Below are 21,013 nucleotides of genomic sequence, written 5' to 3' on the forward strand. Positions count from 1 at the left end.
CGGACACACGGCAGCCGTCGCGGCTCAGGCGAGGGCGGTGACGGCAGTGGTCAGGTCGGCGACGGCGCGCAGGCGGGCAGCGGGGTCGATATCGAGGGGCAGGTCGAGCTGGAAGCCCATGAACGCGGCGTCGATCAGCTCGGCCGCACGCGGCGCCAGGTCAGCAGCGACACCCGAGCGGACCAGATGGCCGACCAGCGCGGCGGTCCAGACGGCGTTCGCGTCACGGACGACGGAGGCGTAGGGCTCCTGGCCGAAGAGGCCGAGAGCCGAGGCCTCGACGTAGATACGGGTGCAGCGGTCGGCCGGGGCCGACTGCACGGCGTCCCAGAGATCGCCGACCGCGTCGCTGAGTCCGTTCGACGGCGGCAGGGCAGCGAGCTGGGCCACGGCCCGGTCGTTGGAGCAGCGCAGCACGTCGGCGACGAGCGCGTCCTTCGAGCCGAAGTGGTAGATCAGCATCCGGTCGCTGGTGTCGAGCTCGGCAGCGAGCGGGCGCAGGCTCAGGCCGATCAGGCCGTGCGCGAGCACGTAGTCCGTCGCGACCTCGGTCCAGGCTGCGCGGCGCTGCGGGTCCTTGGCGATGGCTGCCTCCTGCGTCGTCGTGACGCCGACTGTAGCAGGTGCTACATTGATGTGTAGCACCTGCTACATATTGAGAGGAACCACCATGTACGTCGCCTTCGGCCTGCTCGTCGCCGCCATCGCGCTCGAGGTCGCCGCGACCTCCGCCCTGGCGCGCGCCGACGGCTTCCGCGATCCGGTGTGGACCGCGGTCGTCCTCGGCGGCTACGCGCTCTCGGCCTGGCTGCTCGCGCTCGTCATCCGGCACATGCCGGTCTCCACCGCCTACGCCGTCTGGTCCGGGCTCGGCACCGCGCTGGTCGCCGTCATCGGCGTGCTCTGGCTAGGCGAGTCCCTCAACGCCGCGAAGGTCGCGGCGCTCGGGATGATCGTCGCCGGCGTCGTGGTGCTCAACCTGCAGGGCGCCCACTGACGCCGACGCGTCACTCCGCGGGATCGAGCGCGATCGCGGCGGCGTACACGTCCCAGCCGTAGGGAAGCGGCTTCTCCGCGTCGAGGGCCGTGCCGCGCGAGATCTGCGGCGTCGCCTGCGCGAGCAGCCGGCCGAGGAACGCCTGCCCCAGGAAGATCGACAGGCCGTAGCCGGGGCACCCCTGCGGTCCGTGGCTGAAGAAGTTGAACGACCAGTCCTCGCCGGCCTTCCCCTCGCTCCACTCCTCGGGTGCGAAGCGGTCCGCGAACGGCACCCGCTCGGCGTTGCGGTGGTTGAACAGGTTGTGGATCAGCAGCTGGGTGCCGGCGGGCGTCTTCTGCCCGTTGGTCCAGCGGTACTCCTCCGCCTGGACACGACCGAAGAGCGCCGTGGTCGGCCACAGCCGCATCGCCTCGAGGATGCACCCCGCGAGGTACGCCGACCCGGCGACGTCCGCGACCGACCCGCCGCCGGCGCCTTCCGCACGCGCCCGCGCCAGCGCGTCGGGGTGGGCGGAGAGCAGGGCGAGGGTCCGGTAGAGGTTGGTCGGCAGGGTGTCGCCCATCGCGAAGAGCCAGTGGATCAGCTGGCCCGGGACGTCGGTCTCGTCCGTGCTCGGAGCACCGGCGACCAGACCGGTGAGAGCCGAGGCGTCGGGCGAGGCAACGTAGGCGGCGAGGCGGGCGTGGAAGGCGTCGTACCCCTCGGCGGGGGCGCCGGGCATCTTGTTGCCGGCCGCCATCAGCGTGCCGAGCTCGTCGGTCAGCGCGGTGTCGTCCGCGGCCGCGGCGCCGAAGACGACCCGCCGGGTGAGCCGCTGGAAGGCCAGGTTGAGCGCCTCGTAGGAGAGGTCGCCGCCTGTCGCGAGCAGCGCGTCGGCTTCCTCGACCGCCACCGCGGCGAAGGTCTCAGCCAGCGAGTGGAGCGGCGAGGCCGTCTGGAGCACCGCCTCGGCGAAGGCCCGGCGGTCGGCCCAGAGGTCGCCGCGCGAAATGGTCAGCGCGGTCGGCTGGAAGGCGGTCATGCCCTTGCGCTTCGCGTCCGGGTCGGAGGCGAACGGCGACGGGCTGCCGCCAAGGACGACCCGCAGGTCGTCGGGGTGGGTGAGCAGGAGTGCCTCGTCGCCGCCGACCCGCACCCAGAACGGGTCGGGGCCGTACTTCGCCGCGAGCCCGGCGACCAGGCGAAAGGCGAGCGCATCCGCGGGAAGCTTGCCGACCGTGCTCACGACGCCGGGCCGCTTCTTGAACAGACCCTGCACGACGTTGGGGACGCCGACCTGGGCGGTGAACCGCACGCCTTCGACGATCGAGGCGTGCTTGAAGTCCAGGGCCATCAGATCTCCTGAGTGAGTAGGGGTTCGGGAACGCCGAAGGCGTCGACGAGGGTCAGGGCGTCATCGCGGAGCTCACGACACAACGTATCGACCGCGCGGGTCACGGACTTGGCCCGCTCGGTGGAGAGCCGGCCGTGCTCCATCCACCAGGCGCGGTCGCGCTCGATCTCGGACAGCGCGTGCAGGTGGCCGACCTTCGCGAGCAGGTCGCGCTCGGGACCCGCCGGCATCGCCTCGACCTTGGTGAGCAGGGCCTCGAGGACGATCCGCTCGGCATGGGCCGATGCCGCCGCGAGCAGGTGGTGCTGGCACCGGCTGAACACCTCGGCCGGATCGACGCCCGCGTCCATGCCGGCCTTCAGCCGCCGGGCGACGCTGCCGGTGATCCGCTCCTCGCGGGTCCGCAGCATCCGGAGCTGGTACGCCGGGTCGAGCAGGTCGCCGCCCGGCTCGCCCTCGTCGTGTCCCCGGGCAGCGTCGCGGACCCGCTCGATGACCGAGCGGGCAATGACCTTCTCGGCGAGCGTCTCGGCGGCCTGCCGTCCGACGTACCGCGCCATCGCGACGCCGTCGAGGGAGCCGAACTCGTCCTTCAGGTCGGTGAGCCGCCCCTTGCCGACGAGCTGGAGCAGGATCGTGTTGTCGCCCTCGAAGGTGGTGAAGACATCTGTGTCGGCCTTCAGCGCGGCGAACCGGTTGACCGCGAGGTAGCCCGCGCCGCCGCACGCCTCGCGGCACTCCTGGATCGTGCGGGTCGCGTGCCAGGTGGCGAGCGACTTGGTGGCTGCGGCGCGGGACTCCAGGGCGCGGCGGCGGCGTTCGGTCGTGGCATCGCCCGCGGTGAAGACCTCGTGGAAGTCGCGGGCCAGCCGCTCCTGGGCGAAGTGCAGCGCGTACGTGCGCGCGATCAGCGGCATCAGCCGCCGCTGGTGCTGGCCGTAGTCGAGCAGGACGGTTTCGGGCTGCCCCGCCGCGCCGAACTGGCGGCGCTCGGCTGCGTAGCGGGTGGCGATGGTGAGTGCGACCTTGCTGGCCGTGATGCCCGCTCCGCCGACGCAGACCCGGCCCTGCACGAGCGTGCCCAGCATGGTGAAGAAGCGGCGATCCGGGTTGTCGATCGGCGAGGAGTAGACGCCGTCCGGCGAGACGTCGCCGTAGCGGTTGAGCAGGTTGGTGCGCGGCACGCGGACGCCGTCGAACCAGATCCGGCCGTTGTCGACGCCCTGGAGGCCGAGCTTCGTGCCGCAGTCCTCGATCCGTACGCCGGGCAGCGTCGCGCCGCTCGCGTCGCGGAGCGGGACGAAGAGCGCGTGGACGCCGTGGTTCTCGGGCTGGCCGTCGGGGCCGTCGACGACGAGCTGCGCGAAGACCGCGGCCGCCTGCGCGTGCCGCGCGGCGTTGCCGATGTAGTCCTTGCGCGCGTCGTCGTCGGGAGTGTCGATGACGAACTCGCCGGTCGCCGCGTCGTACGTCGCGGTGGTGCGGATCGCCTGGACGTTGGAGCCGTGCCCGGTCTCGGTCATCGCGAACGACCCGAGCAGCCGCGCGGAGGCGATGTCGGCCAGCCACGCCTCGTGGTGCGGAGTGGTGCCGAGCTGGTGGATCGCGCCACCGAAGAGCCCGAACTGGACGCCGAACTTCACCAGCACCGACAGGTCGCCGTACGCCAAGGTCTCGAACGCCGCGACGTTGCCGCCGAAGTCGTCGCCTCCGCCGTACGCGGCGGGGAAGCCCGATCCGGTCAGGCCCTGCGCAGCGGCCGCCACCACCAGGTCGCGCACCCCGTCGCGGTAGGCGTCGCGATCCAGCGACTCCGCCTCGGTGTGGAAGGAGGCGTGCTCGACGAGGAAGTCGCGTGCCCGCGCGCGCAACGCGGCGTACTCGCCGTCCAGGAGGACGGCGAGCACGCCGGCGTCTGCGCGCGTCTGCGCGGTCTCGGTCATCGCGCGACCGGGTCCGGGGTCAGCCCCACGGAAGGTAGGACTTCACCGTGTCGGCAGCGCGGATGATCGTCGGCTTCTTGCCCGGCTCGGTGGCGCCGAGCTCGTGCCACGGTGCGAAGACCCGCTCGACGTCGCCGATGACCGGCTCCAGCTCCGGGTAGTGGCGGAGCAGGACATCCTTCATGGTGGCCTCGTTGACCCAGTCGAAGCCGGTCTTCGTGTAGCGCTCCGGGGTGAAGTCCGTGGTGAAGAAGCGGTCGCTCTTCAGGCGGCGCGACGCCATCAGGATGAAGATCCGGAACGCGGTGTCGGAGAACCCGAAGCCCTTCGGCGGCTGCTCGGCCTGCATGCCGATCTGCAGGTCGACCGCGTCGACGTCGCCGTTGTAGACCTCGTTGATCTCCTTGGCCCACTGCTTGTTGGGCGTGATGTCCTCGATCCGCTTGCGACGCGGCATCCGGAGCGCCTCGCGGAAGTCGTTGTAGCGCGGGACGCCGCGCTCGCGGTCGCGCACGATGTCGAGCGTGGCGAGGTCGGTGACCTGGCCGTCGATGCGGGTCAGGTTGCGCAGCGCGTTGGGGTAGTTGTGCAGGCAGACCGCGCCGGCGCTCGCCTTGCCGATGGAGTACCACTGGTCGCCCATCGTCATCGAGTCCATGAAGTCGCGCGTGTAGCGGCCCTGGATGTCGGTGAAGTAGGCGTCGGACAGGTGCAGGCCCGACTCCAGCGAGTAGAACGACCAGTCGTCCGGGATCAGCGGGTGCATCCGGTAGACCGAGACGAACTCCTCAGTGAGGGAGAACGGCGCCGAGTGGTGGTCGGTCGCCGAGCCGATGATGCCGGAGAGCGCCTCGGAGTCACCGACGCGGCCGACCTTGTCCTTGAACGCCTCGCCCAGCGCGCCGTACCAGTTGGCGCTCATGCCGATCTGGAGCGCTGGGTGCCGCAGCACGCAGGGGGTCCACTCGACGGTGTGGATCTTCGCGATCAGCGCGGAGACCACGAGGACGCCGAGCTCGAAGAGCCGCTGGTCGTTGTACTCCGGGTGCGCCTTCTTGATCGCGGTGACCACCGCGTTGTGCTCGCGCGCGAAGAGCGTGTGCAGCAGGCCGGGGCCGAACCACCAGTTCTCCTGCATGCCGGTCAGGTCGACGCCCGGGATGTCGCTCGTCGGGAGCCGGCCGTCGTCGTCGACCTTGATCTTGCCGTCGACGAACGTGCGGATCGTGGACTGCTTCTCCTGGCCGCTGCCGTAGATCTGGGAGCCGTCCCACCAGTGGGTCTCCTCGTTGGCGAAGACCGGCGCGGGGCAGCCGTCCTTGATCTCGCCGTGCATCGGGATGGTCTCCCGGATCCGCATCGGGTTCTCCGGGAAGTCGTCGCCCGGCTGCAGCGGGATGTCGATGACCCGGTCAGCGAGGCCGTTGCCGTGGAAGAACCAGTTGTGGTTCTCGAACTGCAGCCAGGCCGCGCCGAGAGCGTTGAGGATGCCGGCCGGCTTGAAGCTGTCGCGCGCCATCAGCTTGCGGCTGATCTCGCGCGGGTCCGGGGTGAGCAGCCGCTTGCGGTCGACGATCGTCTTCTCGATCGGGACGTTGCGCCCGAAGCCCGTGCCCTTGGCGCCCATGTGCGGGCAGCCGAGGTCGTTGAACGCGCCGTCCGGCGTACGCCCCTGCACCGCGTCCGGGGTCGGCTCGCCGAGGTCCGTGTCGGGCCGGATGCCCTCGCCCTCGAAGAGGTTCTTCTCGCGCAGGTCGTCGCGCTCGTTGGAGAGGGCATTGAGCTGCAGGAGCAGGGAGGGGTGCTGGTACCACTGCAGGTTGAGCGGGTTCGGGATCTTCGGGCTCATCGGTTCTCCTGGAGGACGTGCTCGGGCGGGGCGAGGGATGCGGGGAGGCGCGGGATCAGGTGCGCAGGGCGAAGTAGCCGAGCTTCGCGTAGGACCGGGTGGGCAGGCGGTAGAGGATCTTGCCGAGGTAGGTGCCGTCGACGAGCTCGACCAGCTCGTCGCGAATGCTGCGGATCAGCAGCCGCGGGTTGTCCTTGATGTCGGCGTAGTCGATGACCATGACCTCCCGGTCCGGGTCGTCCTTGCCCGACTCGACGTACGTCGCGAAGTCGAAGGCGATCTTGCCGGCGGGGGTGTCCTTCATCGAGTAGAGCGGCCAGAGCACCTTGCTCACCACGGTCGCCTCGTCGGTCATCCGGTTGTCGCCGGACTGGGTGTCGGCGTCGAAGCGCTTGCCCTCCCAGGGCATCCACACCGAGGTGAGCGCCTTGAACGCCGCGTCGGTCAGCGCCGTGGTCGTGGTCAGCACGAGGATGCCGTCCGTCGGACCGTCGAGCCCGCGGGCCGGAGCGCCGGCGCGGAAGAGCTCGTTGAGCAAGGCGTCCGCCTGCTTGCGGTCGCTGCGGCCGAGCTCCTGGAGCTCGAGGATCCGGTCCCACGCGGCGCCGGCGGCATCCACCGGTCGGGTGCTCGCGAGCGCCCGCCAGGAGGCGACCTGCGCCTCGGCGGTGACGTCGGTGCTGTCGGTGTCCATGGAGCGCCTTCCGGTGTGAGGGGAGTGATCCGAGAGGCGGCACGGCCGCGCCATCACGACAATAGGGAGCCGCGGGCGCCGTGCACAGATGTGATCCCGTTCACTTTTCACAAACGCACGGTGGGTCGGCTGTGGATCGTGACAACGGGACGTCGACGGAGGGGCCGGGCTCGTAGCCTGTCGTGTCATGACCAGCACGAGCGACGTCACCGACTCCGGCTCACGCCCCGTCGACCCCCGTCTCGCCGAGCTCACCGAGGGCCTGCTCGGCACGCTGCCCCAGCGCAGCATCGACGTCGCCGGGCAGGTCCGGGAGCGGATCGCCTTCTACCGCGAGAGCGGCGTGGTCTCCGCCGAGGACCTGGCCGTCAGCTGCGAGGAGAACCTCCGGTTCGTCGTCGAGGGCCTGGGTCGCGGGGTCATCGGCGACCCCGAGCCGGCGGCCGCGACCGGCGTACGACGGGCTGGTGCGGGTGTGCCGCTGCCGGCCGTGCTCGGGGCGTACCGCGTCGGCTTCCGGGTGATGTGGGAGCACGTCGCGGCCGAGTGTGCGCGGCGCGGGATCCCCGCGGAGGTGGTCGTCGAGGCCGCCGCGGATGCGGTCGTGGCGCACGACGTCTTCACCGAGGCGATGTCGGCGGCGTACAACGCGACGCTCACCGAGCAGCTGATGCGCGCCGAAGCAGAGCGCGCCGCCCTGGTCGAGGCGCTGCTCAGTGGAGCGGTCGTCGACCGTCGGACGCTGTGGGAGGTCGCGGACCTGCTCGGCCTGACCGTCTCGGGCGACTTCGTGGTGGTCGCTGCGGCACTTGTCGCCCCTGGCCGGGCGGTGCTGCCGGGCGTGGAAGCCGTCCTGGCTCGCCGCGGCTGCGCGTCCGCCTGGCGGCTGCTGCCCGACGTCCAGGTCGGCGTCGTCGAGGTTGGCGAGCTGCCGGTGGACACGCTGATCGACGAGCTCGAGGCCCTCGGCCCGGTGCGGATCGGCATCAGCCCGGTCTTCCACGAGCTCACCGAGGCCGCCCGGTCCGTCGAGCTGGCCCGCCTCGCGACGTCGATCGCCCCCGCGGGCGGCGGCGCGGCGCGCTTCGAGGACGACCCGGTCGGGATCGCGGCAGCCGCCGCCGGCGACGTGATGCAGCGCGTGGCTGATGAGGTGCTCGGCCCGCTCGACTCGCTCGCGGAGTCGGAGCGCCATGTGCTGGTGGAGACGCTCCGGGTCTGGGTCGAGGTCGGTGGGTCGGCGAACAAGGCCGCGAGCCGGCTCTTCTGCCACGCGAACACGATCCGGCACCGGCTGCGCCGGTTCGAGGAGAAGACCGGTCGCCGGCTCGACCGCCCGCGTGACGTTGCTGCGTTGTGCCTCGCGCTCGAGGCGCGTCGCGACTGACGGCCGTGCGCGTGCGCTGGACGGGCCATTGAAAGTTCGGGCCGCCGCACCGGATCATCGAGTGACGACGTCCGACCCTCATCGACCCGGAGGCCTCCGTGGTGAACCCCGCCCTTGCGCAGCTGACCGCCGAGCGCGGTCGTGCGGTGCTGAGCGGCACGGACGACCCCGACGAGGTCTCGGATGCGTGCACGGGCGCCTTGCGCCCGCACACGCTGCAGCTGCCGCGGCCCGGATCACGCCTGGCCACCCGCCTGGACCACGTGCTGCTCCAGGACCTCTCGGTCAACCTCCTCCACTACGGGGCGGAGGTGACGGTCAGCTCCGGTGACGCGCCCCTGGACGACTACCTGCTGACGCTGCCAGTCGCCGGGTCCGGCCACTTCCGCTACGGCGAGACCTCGGCCGTCGCCACGCCGGGCCGCGGCGTGATCATCGGCCCTCACCGCGACTTCGAGTTCGCCTTCGACGAGGCCTGGGACCAGGTGATCGTGCGCCTCGACCGGGCCAGGGTCGAGTCGGTGGCGGCGGCGCTCACCGGCGAGGTCGGCCCGGTCCACTTCGACCTCGCCCTCGCCGACGACGTGCGCAACCTCGACGGGCTGCTGCAGTCGGCCGTCGGGCTGGTGGGCTCTGCGGCCAGCGAGCACCGGCCCCAGCTGGTCTGGCAGCTCGAGCAGGTGATCATCGAGACCCTGCTCCTGGCCCAGCCCAACAACCGCACCCGGCAGCCCGACGCGGCGGCGCCGGCGACCTCCCAGCGGGTGCGCCGCGCGATGGAGTACATGGTCGAGCGGCTCTCGGAGCCGGTGAGCGTCACCGACATCGCCGAGGTCAGCGGCACGAGTGTCCGCAGCCTGCAGTCGGCGTTCCGCTCCGAGCTGGGCACCACGCCGGTGCAGTGGCTCAAGTCCCAGCGGCTGGAGCGGGCCCACGCGCTCCTGCTCTCAGGCGCCCCCGGCCTCACCGTCACCGACGTGGCGTACCGCTGCGGGTTCTTCCACCTCGGCGAGTTCGGCGCTGCCTTCCGGGCGCGCTACGGCAGCACGCCGTCGGCAGTGCTCGCTGCACGCCGCTGACGCCTGCGCGAATCCGAGTGCGCCGCGGCGTACATCCGATATCGGGTGTGGCTCCGGTCACATGACCCTGAGGGCATGCAGATCGCCCTCCTCCAGCTCGCCAGCCCGGACGCCGAGTCCGTCACGGCCCGTCTCGCCCGCGTCGACCGCATGGTCCGCGACGAGAGCGGCCTCCGCGACGCCGACCTGCTGGTCCTCCCGGAGATGTGGACCGCCGGCTACTTCTCCTTCGACGAGTACGCGGCCCGGGCCGAGCCGTTCGAGGGCCCCACGCTGGCAGCAGCCCGAGGCTGGGCCCGCGACCTCGGCCTGACCGTCCACCTCGGCAGCTTCGTGGAGGTCGATGCGGCCGGCGACCTGCACAACACCTCGGTGGTGATCGACCGCACCGGGCGGGTCGCCAACACCTACCGGAAGGTCCACCTCTTCGGCTACGGCTCCCGCGAGTCCCAGCTGCTCACCCCGGGCACATCGGTTGCGACCAGTGTCATCGACGGACTGCCGACCGGGATCACCACCTGTTACGACCTCCGCTTCCCCGAGCTCTTCCGCAGCCTCGTCGACAGCGGCGCCGAGATGGCCGCGGTCTGTGCGGCCTGGCCCGAGGCGCGCCTGGCGCACTGGCAGCTCTTCACCACCGTCCGGGCCGTCGAGCAGCAGATGTACGTCGTCGCGGTCAACGCGGTCGGGGAGCAGGCCGGCATCACGCTCGGTGGACACAGCCGCGTCGTCGACCCGACCGGTCAGGTCGTCGTCGAGGCCGGGCAGGACGAGGGCTTCACCTACGCCGACATCGACCCCGCTCTCCCGCGCAAGGTGCGCGCGGAGTTCCCCGCCCTGGCCGACCGGCGCTGGGCCGTCGCCGCGGCGGGCCCGACCACGCGCGCGACCACTGACCCGACCAGCACCAAGGAGTTCGCATGACCACCACCCCGACCAGCGGCACCGCCATCCGGCTGCAGCTGCACACCGCGGACGGCACCGAGGTCGAGGTGGTCCCCACGCACCTCGTCGTCGCCGGCTACACCGGCCGTGACCAGGCGGCTGTCCGCCACCACATCGACGAGCTCGCCGCGATCGGAGTACCGGAGCCGGAGACGATCCCGGCGTTCTATCCGCTCGAGACCGACCTGCTCACCACCGGGGACGTCATCGAGGTGGAGGGCACGAAGAGCTCCGGCGAGGTTGAGCCTGTGCTGATCCGGGCCAACGGGACCTACTACCTGACGATCGGCTCGGACCACACCGACCGCGAGATGGAGACGGTCGGGATCCAGCTCTCCAAGGCTGCCTGTCCCAAGCCGGTCGCCGCCACCGTCATCGAGCTCGGTGACCCGCCGGCCCTCGTCGACTGGGACGCGATCGTCGTCCGCAGCTGGGTCGACGGTGACCTCTACCAGGAGGGGCCCCTCTCCTCGATGCTCCCGATCACCGAGGTCCTCGCCGAGTGGGACCAGATCGGTGGCGTCCGCGATGTCGCCCTCGTCCTCTTCGGCGGCACCCGGCCGCTCCTGGACGGCACCTTCCGCTACGGCCGCGACTGGCGCATGCAGCTCGAGGTCCCCGGCCACGCCCCCATCGAACTCTCCTACTCCGTGAACGTGAGGAACTCCTGATGCGCACCAGCACCGACTACCTGAAGTCCCTGTCCGACGGCCGCACCGTCATCGTCGACGGCCACCCCGTCGAGGACGTCGCCAGCCACCCGGCGTTCGCGCCGATCGCCCGCACGGTCGGGGAGCTCTTCGACATCGCCGCCGACCCGGCCAACGGCATGCAGGTGCCCGACGAGGTCACCGGCACCCCCGTCAACCGCATGTACGTCGCGCCCCGCACGGCCGAGGACCTCGCCGCCTGGCGCGCCTCCGCGCAGGTCTGGGCCGACCACACCAACGGCTGGGTGGGCCGCTCGCCCGACCACGTCGGTGCCTTCGTCGCGGCGTTCTCCGCGCACCCCGAGGCGTTCGCCGACGAGCGCGACCTGACCGGCAACGTCGCCGCCTTCCAGCGCCGCGTGATGGAGAACGACCTCTACGTCTCCTACGCGATCATCCCGCCGCAGGTCTCCCGCGCGACCACCGCACACGCCTGGGACGGCGACTTCATCCAGGTCGGCGTGAAGGAGGAGCGCGAGGACGGCATCGTCGTCCGCGGCGCCCAGATGCTCGCCACCGGCGGCGCCGTCGCCGACGAGATCCTGGTCTCCTGCATCAAGCCGCTGACCCCCGAGGACACCGACTTCGCCATCTCGTTCACGGTCCCCGTGGCCGCGGACGGCCTCAAGCTCTACTGCCGCCGCCCCTACGCGACCGGTACGACGAGCGACTTCGACTACCCGCTCTCGTCGCGCTACGACGAGACCGACGCCCTGCTTGTCTTCGACGACGTCTTCATCCCGTGGAAGGACGTCTTCGTCTACAAGGACGTCCCCGGCCTGCGGAAGCAGTTCTTCGAGACCGGCGCGCACGTGCTGGGCAACTTCCAGGCGCAGATCCGCTTCGCCACCAAGCTCCGCTTCCTCGCCGGCATCGCCCGCAAGGTCGCTGCGGTCAACGGCGTCGACAAGTTCCCCGGCGTCGTGGAGAAGCTCGGCGAGCTCGCCAGCCTGGTCTCCGTCGTCGAGTCCGCGCTCCACGCCGCGCAGTTCACTGCCGCGGCCGACGAGCAGGGCCTCTTCCGCCCGGGCGCCCAGGCGCTCTACGGCGTGATGGGCATGCAGGCCGAGATCCACCCGCGGGTGATCGGCATCCTGCGCGAGCTGGTCGGTGGTGGCGTCCTCCAGGTGCCGTCGTCGGTCGCCGAGCTGGTCAATGCCGACACGGCCGAGGACATGGAGCGCTACGTCTCCAGCCCCGGCATCTCCTCGGAGGAGCGCGTGAAGCTCTTCAAGCTCGCCTGGGACGCCGTCGGCAGCGAGTTCGCCGGCCGGCACCAGAGCTACGAGCTCTTCTACTCCGGCGCCCCCTTCGTCGTGAAGGGCTACGCATTCCGCAACTACGACTACAACAAGCCGCTCCAGGCCGTCGAGGAGTTCCTCGCGTCGTACGGCGTGGGCGAGCTGTCCGCCCCCACCCTCGAGGAGGTTTCGGCATGAGCAAGCCCGAGATCGAGTTCACCCCGGTCACCGACATCGACTACACGCTGTGCCCCGGCGACAACCCGTTGATCAAGGAACGCATCCTCGCCACCGACCCGGTCGGCGGCGTCGCCACCCGGATCCTGCGCTACGAGCCGGGCGCCGACTCCACCGCGCTCGGCGTGCAGCGGCACGACTTCTGGGAGGAGGTCTACATCATCGAGGGCTCCTTCCACGACCTCACGCTGGACCAGACCTTCGTCGCCGGCGAGTTCGCCTGCCGTCCGCCGGGCATGCCGCACGGCCCCTGGAAGACCGACGAGGGCGTGACCACCTACGAGGTGCGGTACCACGCGCGCGCCGAGGCCTGACGAGGAGATGTCGACCATGACCGCCCCGCTCGTCGACCCGCTGGCCATGCGCCAGACGATGGGTCGCTTCGCCACCGGCGTCGCGGTGATCACGACCGAGGATGCCAGCGGCCCGCACGGCATGACCGTCAACTCGCTGACCTCGGTCTCGCTCGACCCGCCGCTGCTGCTGGTCTGCTTCAACCACGGCGCCCGTACGGCCGAGGCCGTGGTCTCGTCGGGGCGGTTCGTGGTCAACATCCTCTCCCGCCGCCAGCAGGGCATCGCGCTCCGCTTCGCGGCCAGGGGTGAGGACCACTTCGCCGGTCTCGACCTGGAGTACGCCGGGCACCGGGTGCCCGTCGTACCGCAGGCGCTCGCGCACCTCGAGTGCGACGTCGAGCGCGTCGTCGAGGCAGGCGACCACACGATCGTGTTCGGTGCCGTCATCGGCGCGAGCACGCGGGATGGTGACCCGCTGGGCTTCTTCGGGGGCAAGTTCAGCGACATCACCCAGCACGGGTCCGAGCCCGAGCACTGGTTCTTCTGAGTCGCCGCTCCACCCTCCGCGTCGCTCCTGCGACGACGGAACGGCCTCGACGGCTGCGCGAACAGCCGTCGAGGCCAAGTCACCCCGGGCCTGGTGATTCCCGCGGCCCGGGTCCGACACCGCACCCCTGAGGAGACGCAATGTCTGCAACCGCCAATCATGTTACCGACCCGCCGGAGGTCCCTGCCCAGCGTCGGGCCAGCCTCCCCGTCGTCGCCGCGTCCAGCCTCGCCGGCACCGCCGTCGAGTGGTACGACTTCTTCCTCTACGGCACCGCCGCGGCGCTTGTGTTCAACACGCTCTTCTTCCCGGCGTCCGACCCGCTCGTCGGCACCGTCCTCGCCTTCGCGACGTATGCCGTGGGCTTCCTGGCCCGCCCGATCGGCGCCGTCGTCCTCGGTCACCTCGGTGACCGCAAGGGGCGTCGCGCCACGCTGATCGCGAGCCTCTTGCTCATGGGTGTCTCGACGTTCCTGATCGCGCTGCTCCCGACGTACGGCAGCATCGGCGTCGCGGCGCCGATCCTCCTGGTCCTGCTCCGCCTGACCCAGGGCTTCGCCCTCGGCGGCGAGTGGGGCGGTGCGGTGCTCCTGGTGTCGGAGCACGGCGACAGCTCGCGGCGGGCCTTCTTCTCCGCCTGGCCGAACGTCGGCCCGCCGCTCGGCAACCTTCTCGCGGCCGGCGTGATGCTGCTGCTGAGCAACACCTTGTCCGACGCGGCGTTCCTCTCGTGGGGGTGGCGCGTCGCGTTCGGCCTCTCGGCCATCCTCGTGATCATCGGCCTCGTCCTGCGTCTCTACGTCACCGAGACCCCGCTCTTTGAGGAGGCTGCGAAGATGGCCGACAGCGCGCCCAAGGGCCTCCCGGCCGGTGTCGTGATCCGCACGCACTGGCGGATGGTCCTGCTCGGTGCGGCGACGCGCTTCGGTGAGAACGCGGGCTTCTACATCTACTCGCTCTTCGTGATCACCTACGTCACCAAGATGCTCGGCCTGCCGTCGTCCACTGCCCTCAATGCGGTGCTGGTCGGCCAGGGCGTTGCGGTCGTGTCGATCCCGCTCTTCGCGATCCTCGCCGACCGGATCGGCCGCCGGCCGATCTACCTGGCGGCCTCGCTCGCGACCGTCGTGTGGGCCTTCGCCTTCTTCGCCCTCCTCGACACGAAGAACGCCGGGGCGATCATGCTCGCGGTCGCCGGCGGCCTCTTCATCTTCGCGATGTTCAGCTCGGTGATCGGCGCGTTCTTCTCGGAGCTCTTCCCGACCGAGGTCCGCTACTCCGGCGTCTCGCTGGCCTACAACCTGGCCTCCGTGCTCGCCGGCTCGCTGGCCCCGATCATCGCGATCTGGCTCTACACCAAGTTCGAGTCCGGCTACGCGATCGGTGCCTACCTCGCCGCCATGGGCCTGATCTCGCTGATCGCCTCCGTCATCGCGAAGGAGACCCGCGAGACCGACCTCGCCACGGTCGGCCACTGAGCCGACGTCGTACGGGCGGAGCTCACCTCCCCGCCCGTACGACGTCACACCACGTTTGCCCCTGTCCTCCCCGTCGCCGCGTGTGGGACAGGGGCAGCGTCATGTCAGGGGGTCAGGGGCGCGCGGTCCCGACGATGACGGGACGACCGGCGACGTAGCCGGCGGCGATCTGGACGACGGCGGAGACGGTGAGGACGGCCAGCGGTACGGACCACGACCCCGTGCCGTCGCGCAGCAGCCCGATCACCATCGGCCCGGGTGCGGCGAGGAGGTACCCGACGCTCTGGCCCATGGAGGACAGCGCAGCGGTGCCCGCGGCGTCCGCGGTGCGGAGCGAGAAGAGCGTGAGCACGACCGGGAAGATGCCGCCGCCGACGCCGAGCAGCACCGCCCAGAGCCAGGCACCGCCGAGCGGCGCGAGCCAGAGGCCGAGGAAGCCCGCGGCCATCAGCAGGCTGAGCACGGCAATCAGGTGGCCCTGCGTCCGCAGCCGGGTCGCGAGCGAGGGAGCGCAGAAGAAGACCGGGACGCCGACGAGGATCGACACCGCGAGGAGGAGGCCCGCCTCGCCGTGGCTGAAGCCCGCGTCGATGTAGATGGTCGGCAGCCAGCTCATCACGACGTACGCCGCGACGCCCTGCATCGCGAAGAGCAGGGTGACGGCCCACGCGACGGGGCTCCGCCAGAGCATCGGCCCGCGAGCCCCACCGGATCCGTGGTCCTGGGCCTGGCAGAACGGAGCCCACGCGAGGAGTGCGGCCAGCGCCAGGAGTGCCCAGACGACGAGGCCTCCGCGCCAGCTCCCGGTCGCGGCTGCGGCCGGGACGGCCGCTGCGGCACCGAGCGCGGCGCCACCCGAGAGGACCGCGCTGTAGGCACCCGTGACGGAGCCGACCCGGTCCGGGAAGTGCTCCTTGACCACGGCGGGAAGCAGCACGTTGGCCAGCGCAATGCCGGCGCACGTCACGAAGGTGCCGACGAGCAGGAGTGCGGGTCCATCGAGGACCCGCACGACGAGTCCCGCGGTGAGGAGCACGAGGGCGAGGCCGATGCCGCGGTGTACGCCGACCCGCCGCGCCAGCGTCATGCCCGTCGCGCCGATGAGCGCGAAGCACAGGACCGGTAGCGAGGTCAGTGAGGACGCCATGGCTGCCGGCATCCCCGTGGCGTCCTGGACCTGGTCGAGAAGCGCGCCGAGCGAGGTCACCCCGAGGCGCAGGTTGGCGGCGACGAGGAGGACCGCGACGAGGAGGAGGCCGGTGCGCTGGTGCAGATCTCTTCGTGGGGTGTCGTTGCTCATCTCTGATCCAGGTTCTCGGAGATCGCCGCGAACATGGCCAGGGTCTTCTCCATCCGCTCGCCCTCGGTCGGGAGTGGCCAGCTCGACAGCTTCACCCCGACCATCCCGGTCGCGCGGTCGACGTAGACGAGCTGGCCGTGGATGCCGACGCAGAGGATCACCGTGCCGCCTGCAGGCACCCAGAACTGGTTCCGGTAGTGGCCTCCCGGGAGGAGGTCGGCGTACGGCCCGGCCGCGAATGCGGCCACCAGGTCTGGATTGCCGGCAAAGAGGTCATCGACCCAGGCCCGGCTGACGATCTGCTCGCCGGTGAGGGACTCGCCGTCCTGCACCAGCATCTGCCCGAACCGTGCGAGGTCGCGCGGCGTGGCGGAGATGCCGCCGTCGAACATGCCGGTGCCCTCGGCGTCGACGGTGATCGTCGCCTCGGCCTCGGTGCCGAGCCGGCTCCAGAGGACGTCGGTGGCGATCTCGACGAAGGGTTGACCGGTCGCTGCCTCGAGGACCCAGCCGAGCACGTCGGTCTCGCAGCTGCGGTACTGGAAGTAGCCACCGTGGGTGCGATCTGCGGTCAAGCGGGCCAGGAACTCCCGGAGCGTGGCCGGGCTGCCCGGGCGTGCGGGGGCCCAGCCGACGGCCTCGTCGAGCAGGCAGACCTCGGCATCGGGATCGAGATACTCCTCGGAGAAGTGCACGCCCGTGCGCATGTCGAGGACGTCGCGCAGCGTCGCCCCCGCGTAGCCGCTGTCCGCGAGCTCGGGGACGTACGCCGTCACGGGCTGCGCGGGGTCGAGGACGCCGCGCTCGCAGAGGACGCCGGCGAGGACGCCGACGAGCGACTTGCTCACCGACATCAGGAGGTGTCGGGTTGCCGGACCCATCGGGAGGCTGTAACCCTCGACGACGACGCGGCCGCGGTGGAGCACGACCCAGGCATCCGTCTCGGTTGACGCAAGGACGTCGGCGACGGTGCCGTGGCCACCCGGGACCACGATCGAGGTGAGGTCGGCGGGTGAGGTGAGGAGTGGAGCGGGCGGTCCCGTGCTGACGGCAGCCGTCGGGAACAAGGTCTCCATCGCCGCGAACGAGTGGCGGAGCCGAGCAGGATCACGCCAGTCCACGGGGGCGAAGGGGTCCGTCACCGAGTCACTCCGAACTCCGTGGCGAGCGAGGCGAGGAGCCGGGTGAGGCCCTCCTCGAATGCGTCATCGGCGCGGTTGCGCCCTGCTGGCTGAGCCGCCAGCGCGGCGGAGAGGGCAGGTGCCTCGACGCCTGAAGGCACCTCCCACATCACATCCGGGGCGGCGAGGTCGAGCGCGGAGCCGATCACGAAGTTGTCTAGGGCGGTCAGGATGCGCATGGCGCGGGCGGGCGGGATGCCGGCCTCGGCGAGCCGGGCAGCCATCCGGTCGTAGGCCTCGATCACCTTGGCCGAACGCACGGTGGCCGTGGTCAGCAGGGGCACCACGCGAGGGTGCGCGGCGAAGACATCGCGGTAGGACCGGAAGAAGCCGAGAAGCGCCTGGTCCCAGACGGGGTAGTCGAGCGGGCGCAGATCCATGGTCGCCGCGACCTGCTCGCGGAGCAGCTCGATGACGCCGGCCCGACCCTCGACGTGGTGGTAGAGCGAGGCGGCCTGGACACCGAGCCGGCGCGCGAGCGCAGGAAGCGTGAAGTCGCCGGTCTCGTCGACGAGCTCGAGCGCGGCGCTGCCGATGCGGCCCCTGTCGAGGACGGCCTTGCTCGGGCGGCCTGCCCGGCGCGGCGGAACTTCGGACATTCCGACCCCTTCCCATTTCGGTGTGACCCGACTTACAGTAGCTCAGAACCTAAATCTAATCGTTTTCGATAAAGGAGTCCCGATGGCCACCACCACGCCGTCGAATCCGGAGACCGCCACCGGTCCCGGCCTGAAGCGCAACGCGCTCGGCACCAGCGACCTCGTCTTCATCGTCGTCTCCGCCGCTGCCCCGTTGATGGTCATGGTGGGCGTCGCTCCGCTCGCGATCATGATCGGTGGCATCGCCGCGCCCGCCGCGTACGTCTTCGCCGGCGTCGCGCTCGCGATCTTCGCCGTCGGGTTCACGACGATGTCGCGGCATCTCGACAACGCTGGTGCGTTCTACTCCTACATCGCCGTCGGCCTCGGCCGGACCTGCGGCGTCATCGCCGCCCTGGTTGCGCTGGTCTCCTACAACGCGCTGCAGATCGGCGTCTACGGGCTCGCGGGGGTCGCCATCCAGGGCACCTTCGCCGAGGTCTTCGGCATCGACCAGCCGTGGTGGGTCTACGCGGTCGGCTGCATCCTCATCGTCTGGTACGTCGGCTTCCGCAGCGTCGACTTCGGCGCGAAGTTCCTTGCCGTGCTGCTCACCGCGGAGACCGCGCTCCTGCTGATCCTCGCCATCGCGATCGTCGTGCAGGGCGGCTCGAAGGAGGGACTCGGCCTGGAGTCCTTCGCTCCGTCGAACATGTTCGTTCAGCCAATGACCGTGATCCTGCCGACCGCGTTCGCTGCCTTCATGGGCTTCGAGGCGACCGTCATCTACCGCTCCGAGACGCGCACCCCGCGGCGGACGATCCCGCGCGCCACCTACATCGCCGTGGCCGTGCTGGCCGGGACCTACGCCTTCATCGTCTGGGCCATCGTGCAGGCCTTCGGCGCCGGTGGCGCGGTCGCCGCAGCCACCGAGCACGGTGTCGGCATGTTCTTCGTCGCCGGCGAGACCTACGTCGGTTCGTGGTTCACCACCGCCATGCACCTGCTGATCGCCACCAGCGTGGTCGCCAGCCTCGTCGCCTTCCACAACGCGGTCACCCGCTACTCGCTCGCGATCGCCGAGGAGGGCCTGCTCCCGTCGGCGCTGGCCAAGGTCCACCCCAAGACCCGCGCGCCGTACGTCGCCGGGCTCGCGCAGACCGCGCTCGCCCTGGCGATCGTCGTGGGCTTCGCCCTCGCCAAGGCCGACCCCTGGACGCAGCTGCTGATCTGGGTCAACACGCCGGGCATCTTCGGCATCCTTCTGCTCCAGGTCGCTGCGGCCGTCTCCGTCGTCGTCTACTTCCGCCGCCGCGTGACCAGCGAGGGCATCTGGCGCACCGTCATCGCTCCGCTGGTCTCCGCTGCGCTGATGATCGTCGCGGCGGTCCTGGCCGCGAAGAACATCTCGTTCCTGACCAACACCACGGGCCTGGTCAACCAGGTCCTGCTGCTGACCATCCCGGTCACGTGCGTGATCGGCCTCGGGTGGGCGTTCTGGCTGCGACGCAATCGGCGCGAGGTCTTCGACTCCCTCGCTGCCGCCTGCGAGACGGCGTCGCTCCCGTGAGCGCGGACCTCCTGGTCGTCGGCACCGCTGTCCGGACCCTGGACCCGGCACGGCCGACGGCTCACGCCATCGCTGTGGCGGGGGACCGGATCGTCGCCCTCGACGACGACGCGCTGGCCCTCCGCGGTGCGGGTACGGAGGTCGTCGACCTGGGTGGCGCCGTCACCACGCCGGGCCTTGTCGACGGTCACATGCACCCGCTCTTCGGAGCAGCCACGTTCTACGGAGCCGACCTCACGAGCTGCCTCGACCTCGACGACCTCCGTCGAGCGCTGTCGGCTGCGACTGCGGGTGAGGGCGGCTGGATCGTCGGTTGGGGCCTCGACCACAACGCATTCGGTGGAGGCCCGCTGACCAACGCGGTCCTGGAGGAGGTCCTGCCCGGTCGACCGACCTTCATCCGCCTGTACGACGGCCACTCGGCGATCGCGAGCGTCGAGGCGCTGCGCCGGGCCGGTGTGACCGGCCCCCGTCGCTTCGAGCAGCGGTCCGAGGTGATCTGCGACAGCGACGGCGTGCCGACGGGCATGCTGCTCGAGCACGCCGCCATGGAGCTGGTCCAGGCCGTCATGCCGGCACTTCCCGACGCCCTGCTGCGCGAGCGCCTCGGTGAGGCGCTGTCGGGGATGGCCGCCACCGGTCTGACCGGTGGGTGTGTCATGGATGCCGAGGCAGGCGCACTCGACCTCTTCGCCAGCTACGAGCAGGCCGCAGACCTCCCGCTGCGTCTCCGGGTCGCGCCCTGGTGCATGCCCGGCGAGACCGTCGACGAGGTCATCGCCCTGCAGGCCCGACGTGGCCGTCGCTGGGCGGTCCAGGCGGTGAAGTTCTTCATGGACGGCACTGTCGAGGGCGGCACCGCCTGGCTCGAGCACCCCGACTGCCACGGCACCGGGACCGAGGCGTTCTGGCGCGACCCCGCGGCGTACACCAAGGCGGTGCAGCAGCTCGCCGCAGCGCGGGTCCAGACGGTCACGCACGCGATCGGCGATGCGGCCGTCCGCCACGTCATCGAGGCGCTTGAGCACGTCGAGACCCACGGGATCCGGCACCGGATCGAGCACCTCGAGACGCTGCCCCGCGAGCTGGTGCCGCGCCTGGTGCGGTCCGGCCTGGTCTCCTCGATGCAGCCTTGCCACGTCGGCTACACCAAGGCCGATCACAGCGACGAGTGGTCGATCCGGCTCGGCCCCGAGCGTGCTGCCCGTGCGTGGGCGTGCCGCGACATCGTGGACGCCGGCGGCGTCCTGGTGCTGGGGTCGGACTGGCCGATCGCGACGTACGACGCCCGCGCGGTGCTCACCCACGCCCGGCTGCGGCGAGCGCCCGGAACGTCGGAGGCACCGGTCGCGCCCGAGCAGGCGCTGACCGGGAGGCAGGCGCTCGAAGGGATGACCACCCACGCGGCGTACGCCGACGGTGCGGCCGATGCGGGCCGGATCGCAGTGGGCGCTCGCGCCGACCTGACCGTCTTCGCTGTGGATCCGGTTGAGGCTCCGGCCGATGAGCTGGCCGAGGCTCCGATCCGGCTCACCGTCAGTGGCGGCCTGGTCACGCACCGCGGCTGACGCAGTCACGCACCACCAGGAGGGGCCCAGCTCAGTGATGAGCTGGGCCCCTCCTGGGCTTGCCGGTGTTTGCGCGA

At 70.9% G+C, this 21,013-nt stretch carries 19 protein-coding genes; 11 read left to right on the top strand and 8 right to left on the bottom strand.

The features are described 5' to 3' along the window. Positions 1 to 24: 24 nt before the first annotated feature. Positions 25 to 645, bottom strand: coding sequence for a TetR/AcrR family transcriptional regulator (locus EPD65_RS03105; RefSeq protein WP_243640420.1), 621 nt, complete (start codon positions 643 to 645; stop codon positions 25 to 27). A 25-nt stretch (positions 646 to 670) separates the two neighbouring features. On the opposite strand from EPD65_RS03105, the gene EPD65_RS03110 reads away from it, so the two are divergent. After that, entirely contained in the window at positions 671 to 997 is a 327-nt protein-coding gene (locus EPD65_RS03110; protein ID WP_131581694.1) for a DMT family transporter, read from the top strand. Between the two features lie 10 nt (positions 998 to 1,007). On the opposite strand, the gene EPD65_RS03115 is transcribed toward EPD65_RS03110, so the two are convergent. The 4 genes from EPD65_RS03115 to EPD65_RS03130 are packed head-to-tail and all read right to left on the bottom strand — an operon-like array spanning position 1,008 to position 6,819. Further along, entirely contained in the window at positions 1,008 to 2,333 is a 1,326-nt protein-coding gene (locus EPD65_RS03115) for a cytochrome P450 (protein WP_131581695.1), read from the bottom strand. Next, a complete protein-coding gene (locus EPD65_RS03120) occupies positions 2,333 to 4,276 on the bottom strand; it encodes an acyl-CoA dehydrogenase family protein (RefSeq protein ID WP_131581696.1) in 1,944 nt (647 codons plus the stop codon). Before EPD65_RS03120 ends, EPD65_RS03115 begins: the two co-directional genes overlap by 1 nt. A gap of 19 nt (positions 4,277 to 4,295) precedes the next feature. Continuing rightward, positions 4,296 to 6,125, bottom strand: a complete 1,830-nt coding sequence (locus EPD65_RS03125) for a peroxidase family protein (protein WP_131581697.1) — start codon at positions 6,123 to 6,125, stop codon at positions 4,296 to 4,298. A gap of 55 nt (positions 6,126 to 6,180) precedes the next feature. Then, positions 6,181 to 6,819, bottom strand: a complete 639-nt coding sequence (locus EPD65_RS03130; protein ID WP_131581698.1) for a hypothetical protein — start codon at positions 6,817 to 6,819, stop codon at positions 6,181 to 6,183. 187 nt (positions 6,820 to 7,006) lie between these two features. Here EPD65_RS03130 and EPD65_RS03135 point away from each other — a divergent pair, with 187 nt between their 5' ends. The 8 genes from EPD65_RS03135 to EPD65_RS03170 all read left to right on the top strand — a co-directional run bounded on the left by EPD65_RS03135 (position 7,007) and on the right by EPD65_RS03170 (position 14,739). Continuing rightward, positions 7,007 to 8,206: a PucR family transcriptional regulator gene (locus EPD65_RS03135; RefSeq protein WP_131581699.1), complete on the top strand. Its 1,200-nt coding sequence runs from the start codon at positions 7,007 to 7,009 to the stop codon at positions 8,204 to 8,206. 101 nt (positions 8,207 to 8,307) lie between these two features. Further along, the gene (locus EPD65_RS03140; RefSeq protein ID WP_131581700.1) at positions 8,308 to 9,285 is read left to right on the top strand and encodes a helix-turn-helix transcriptional regulator; all 978 of its coding nucleotides are present in this window, start codon (positions 8,308 to 8,310) and stop codon (positions 9,283 to 9,285) included. Between the two features lie 75 nt (positions 9,286 to 9,360). Further along, on the top strand, positions 9,361 to 10,209 hold the full coding sequence (locus EPD65_RS03145) for a carbon-nitrogen family hydrolase (protein WP_131581701.1): 849 nt from the start codon (positions 9,361 to 9,363) through the stop codon (positions 10,207 to 10,209). After that, complete coding sequence (locus EPD65_RS03150) at positions 10,206 to 10,901, top strand: DUF2848 family protein (protein ID WP_131581702.1); 696 nt, start codon at positions 10,206 to 10,208, stop codon at positions 10,899 to 10,901. Before EPD65_RS03145 ends, EPD65_RS03150 begins: the two co-directional genes overlap by 4 nt. Next, a complete protein-coding gene (locus tag EPD65_RS03155) occupies positions 10,901 to 12,379 on the top strand; it encodes a 4-hydroxyphenylacetate 3-hydroxylase family protein (RefSeq protein WP_131581703.1) in 1,479 nt (492 codons plus the stop codon). The genes EPD65_RS03150 and EPD65_RS03155 overlap by 1 nt, the downstream gene beginning before the upstream one ends. Further along, the gene (locus tag EPD65_RS03160; protein WP_131581704.1) at positions 12,376 to 12,732 is read left to right on the top strand and encodes a cupin domain-containing protein; all 357 of its coding nucleotides are present in this window, start codon (positions 12,376 to 12,378) and stop codon (positions 12,730 to 12,732) included. Before EPD65_RS03155 ends, EPD65_RS03160 begins: the two co-directional genes overlap by 4 nt. 16 nt (positions 12,733 to 12,748) lie before the next feature. Next, positions 12,749 to 13,261 carry a flavin reductase family protein gene (locus tag EPD65_RS03165; RefSeq protein WP_243640421.1) on the top strand — a complete coding sequence of 171 codons (513 nt, stop codon included), beginning with the start codon at positions 12,749 to 12,751 and terminating at the stop codon, positions 13,259 to 13,261. A gap of 140 nt (positions 13,262 to 13,401) precedes the next feature. Continuing rightward, complete coding sequence (locus EPD65_RS03170; protein WP_131581706.1) at positions 13,402 to 14,739, top strand: MFS transporter; 1,338 nt, start codon at positions 13,402 to 13,404, stop codon at positions 14,737 to 14,739. Between the two features lie 112 nt (positions 14,740 to 14,851). Here the strand turns inward: EPD65_RS03170 and EPD65_RS03175 are convergent, their stop codons facing one another. The 3 genes from EPD65_RS03175 to EPD65_RS03185 are packed head-to-tail and all read right to left on the bottom strand — an operon-like array spanning position 14,852 to position 17,819. Further along, positions 14,852 to 16,039: an MFS transporter gene (locus tag EPD65_RS03175; protein ID WP_131581707.1), complete on the bottom strand. Its 1,188-nt coding sequence runs from the start codon at positions 16,037 to 16,039 to the stop codon at positions 14,852 to 14,854. Beyond that, positions 16,036 to 17,181, bottom strand: coding sequence for a serine hydrolase domain-containing protein (locus tag EPD65_RS03180; RefSeq protein ID WP_243640422.1), 1,146 nt, complete (start codon positions 17,179 to 17,181; stop codon positions 16,036 to 16,038). Before EPD65_RS03180 ends, EPD65_RS03175 begins: the two co-directional genes overlap by 4 nt. Beyond that, a complete protein-coding gene (locus EPD65_RS03185; RefSeq protein WP_131581708.1) occupies positions 17,178 to 17,819 on the bottom strand; it encodes a TetR/AcrR family transcriptional regulator C-terminal domain-containing protein in 642 nt (213 codons plus the stop codon). Before EPD65_RS03185 ends, EPD65_RS03180 begins: the two co-directional genes overlap by 4 nt. A gap of 82 nt (positions 17,820 to 17,901) precedes the next feature. Here EPD65_RS03185 and EPD65_RS03190 point away from each other — a divergent pair, with 82 nt between their 5' ends. Together EPD65_RS03190 and EPD65_RS03195 are read left to right on the top strand one after the other, a co-directional pair. Continuing rightward, complete coding sequence (locus EPD65_RS03190; protein ID WP_131581709.1) at positions 17,902 to 19,368, top strand: APC family permease; 1,467 nt, start codon at positions 17,902 to 17,904, stop codon at positions 19,366 to 19,368. Then, a complete protein-coding gene (locus tag EPD65_RS03195) occupies positions 19,365 to 20,936 on the top strand; it encodes an amidohydrolase (RefSeq protein WP_131581710.1) in 1,572 nt (523 codons plus the stop codon). The genes EPD65_RS03190 and EPD65_RS03195 overlap by 4 nt, the downstream gene beginning before the upstream one ends. Positions 20,937 to 21,013: the final 77 nt, after the last annotated feature.

It is taken from the genome of Nocardioides jejuensis (genome assembly GCF_004337475.1).
In the GTDB taxonomy this organism is placed as follows: Bacteria; Actinomycetota; Actinomycetes; order Propionibacteriales; family Nocardioidaceae; genus Nocardioides; species Nocardioides jejuensis.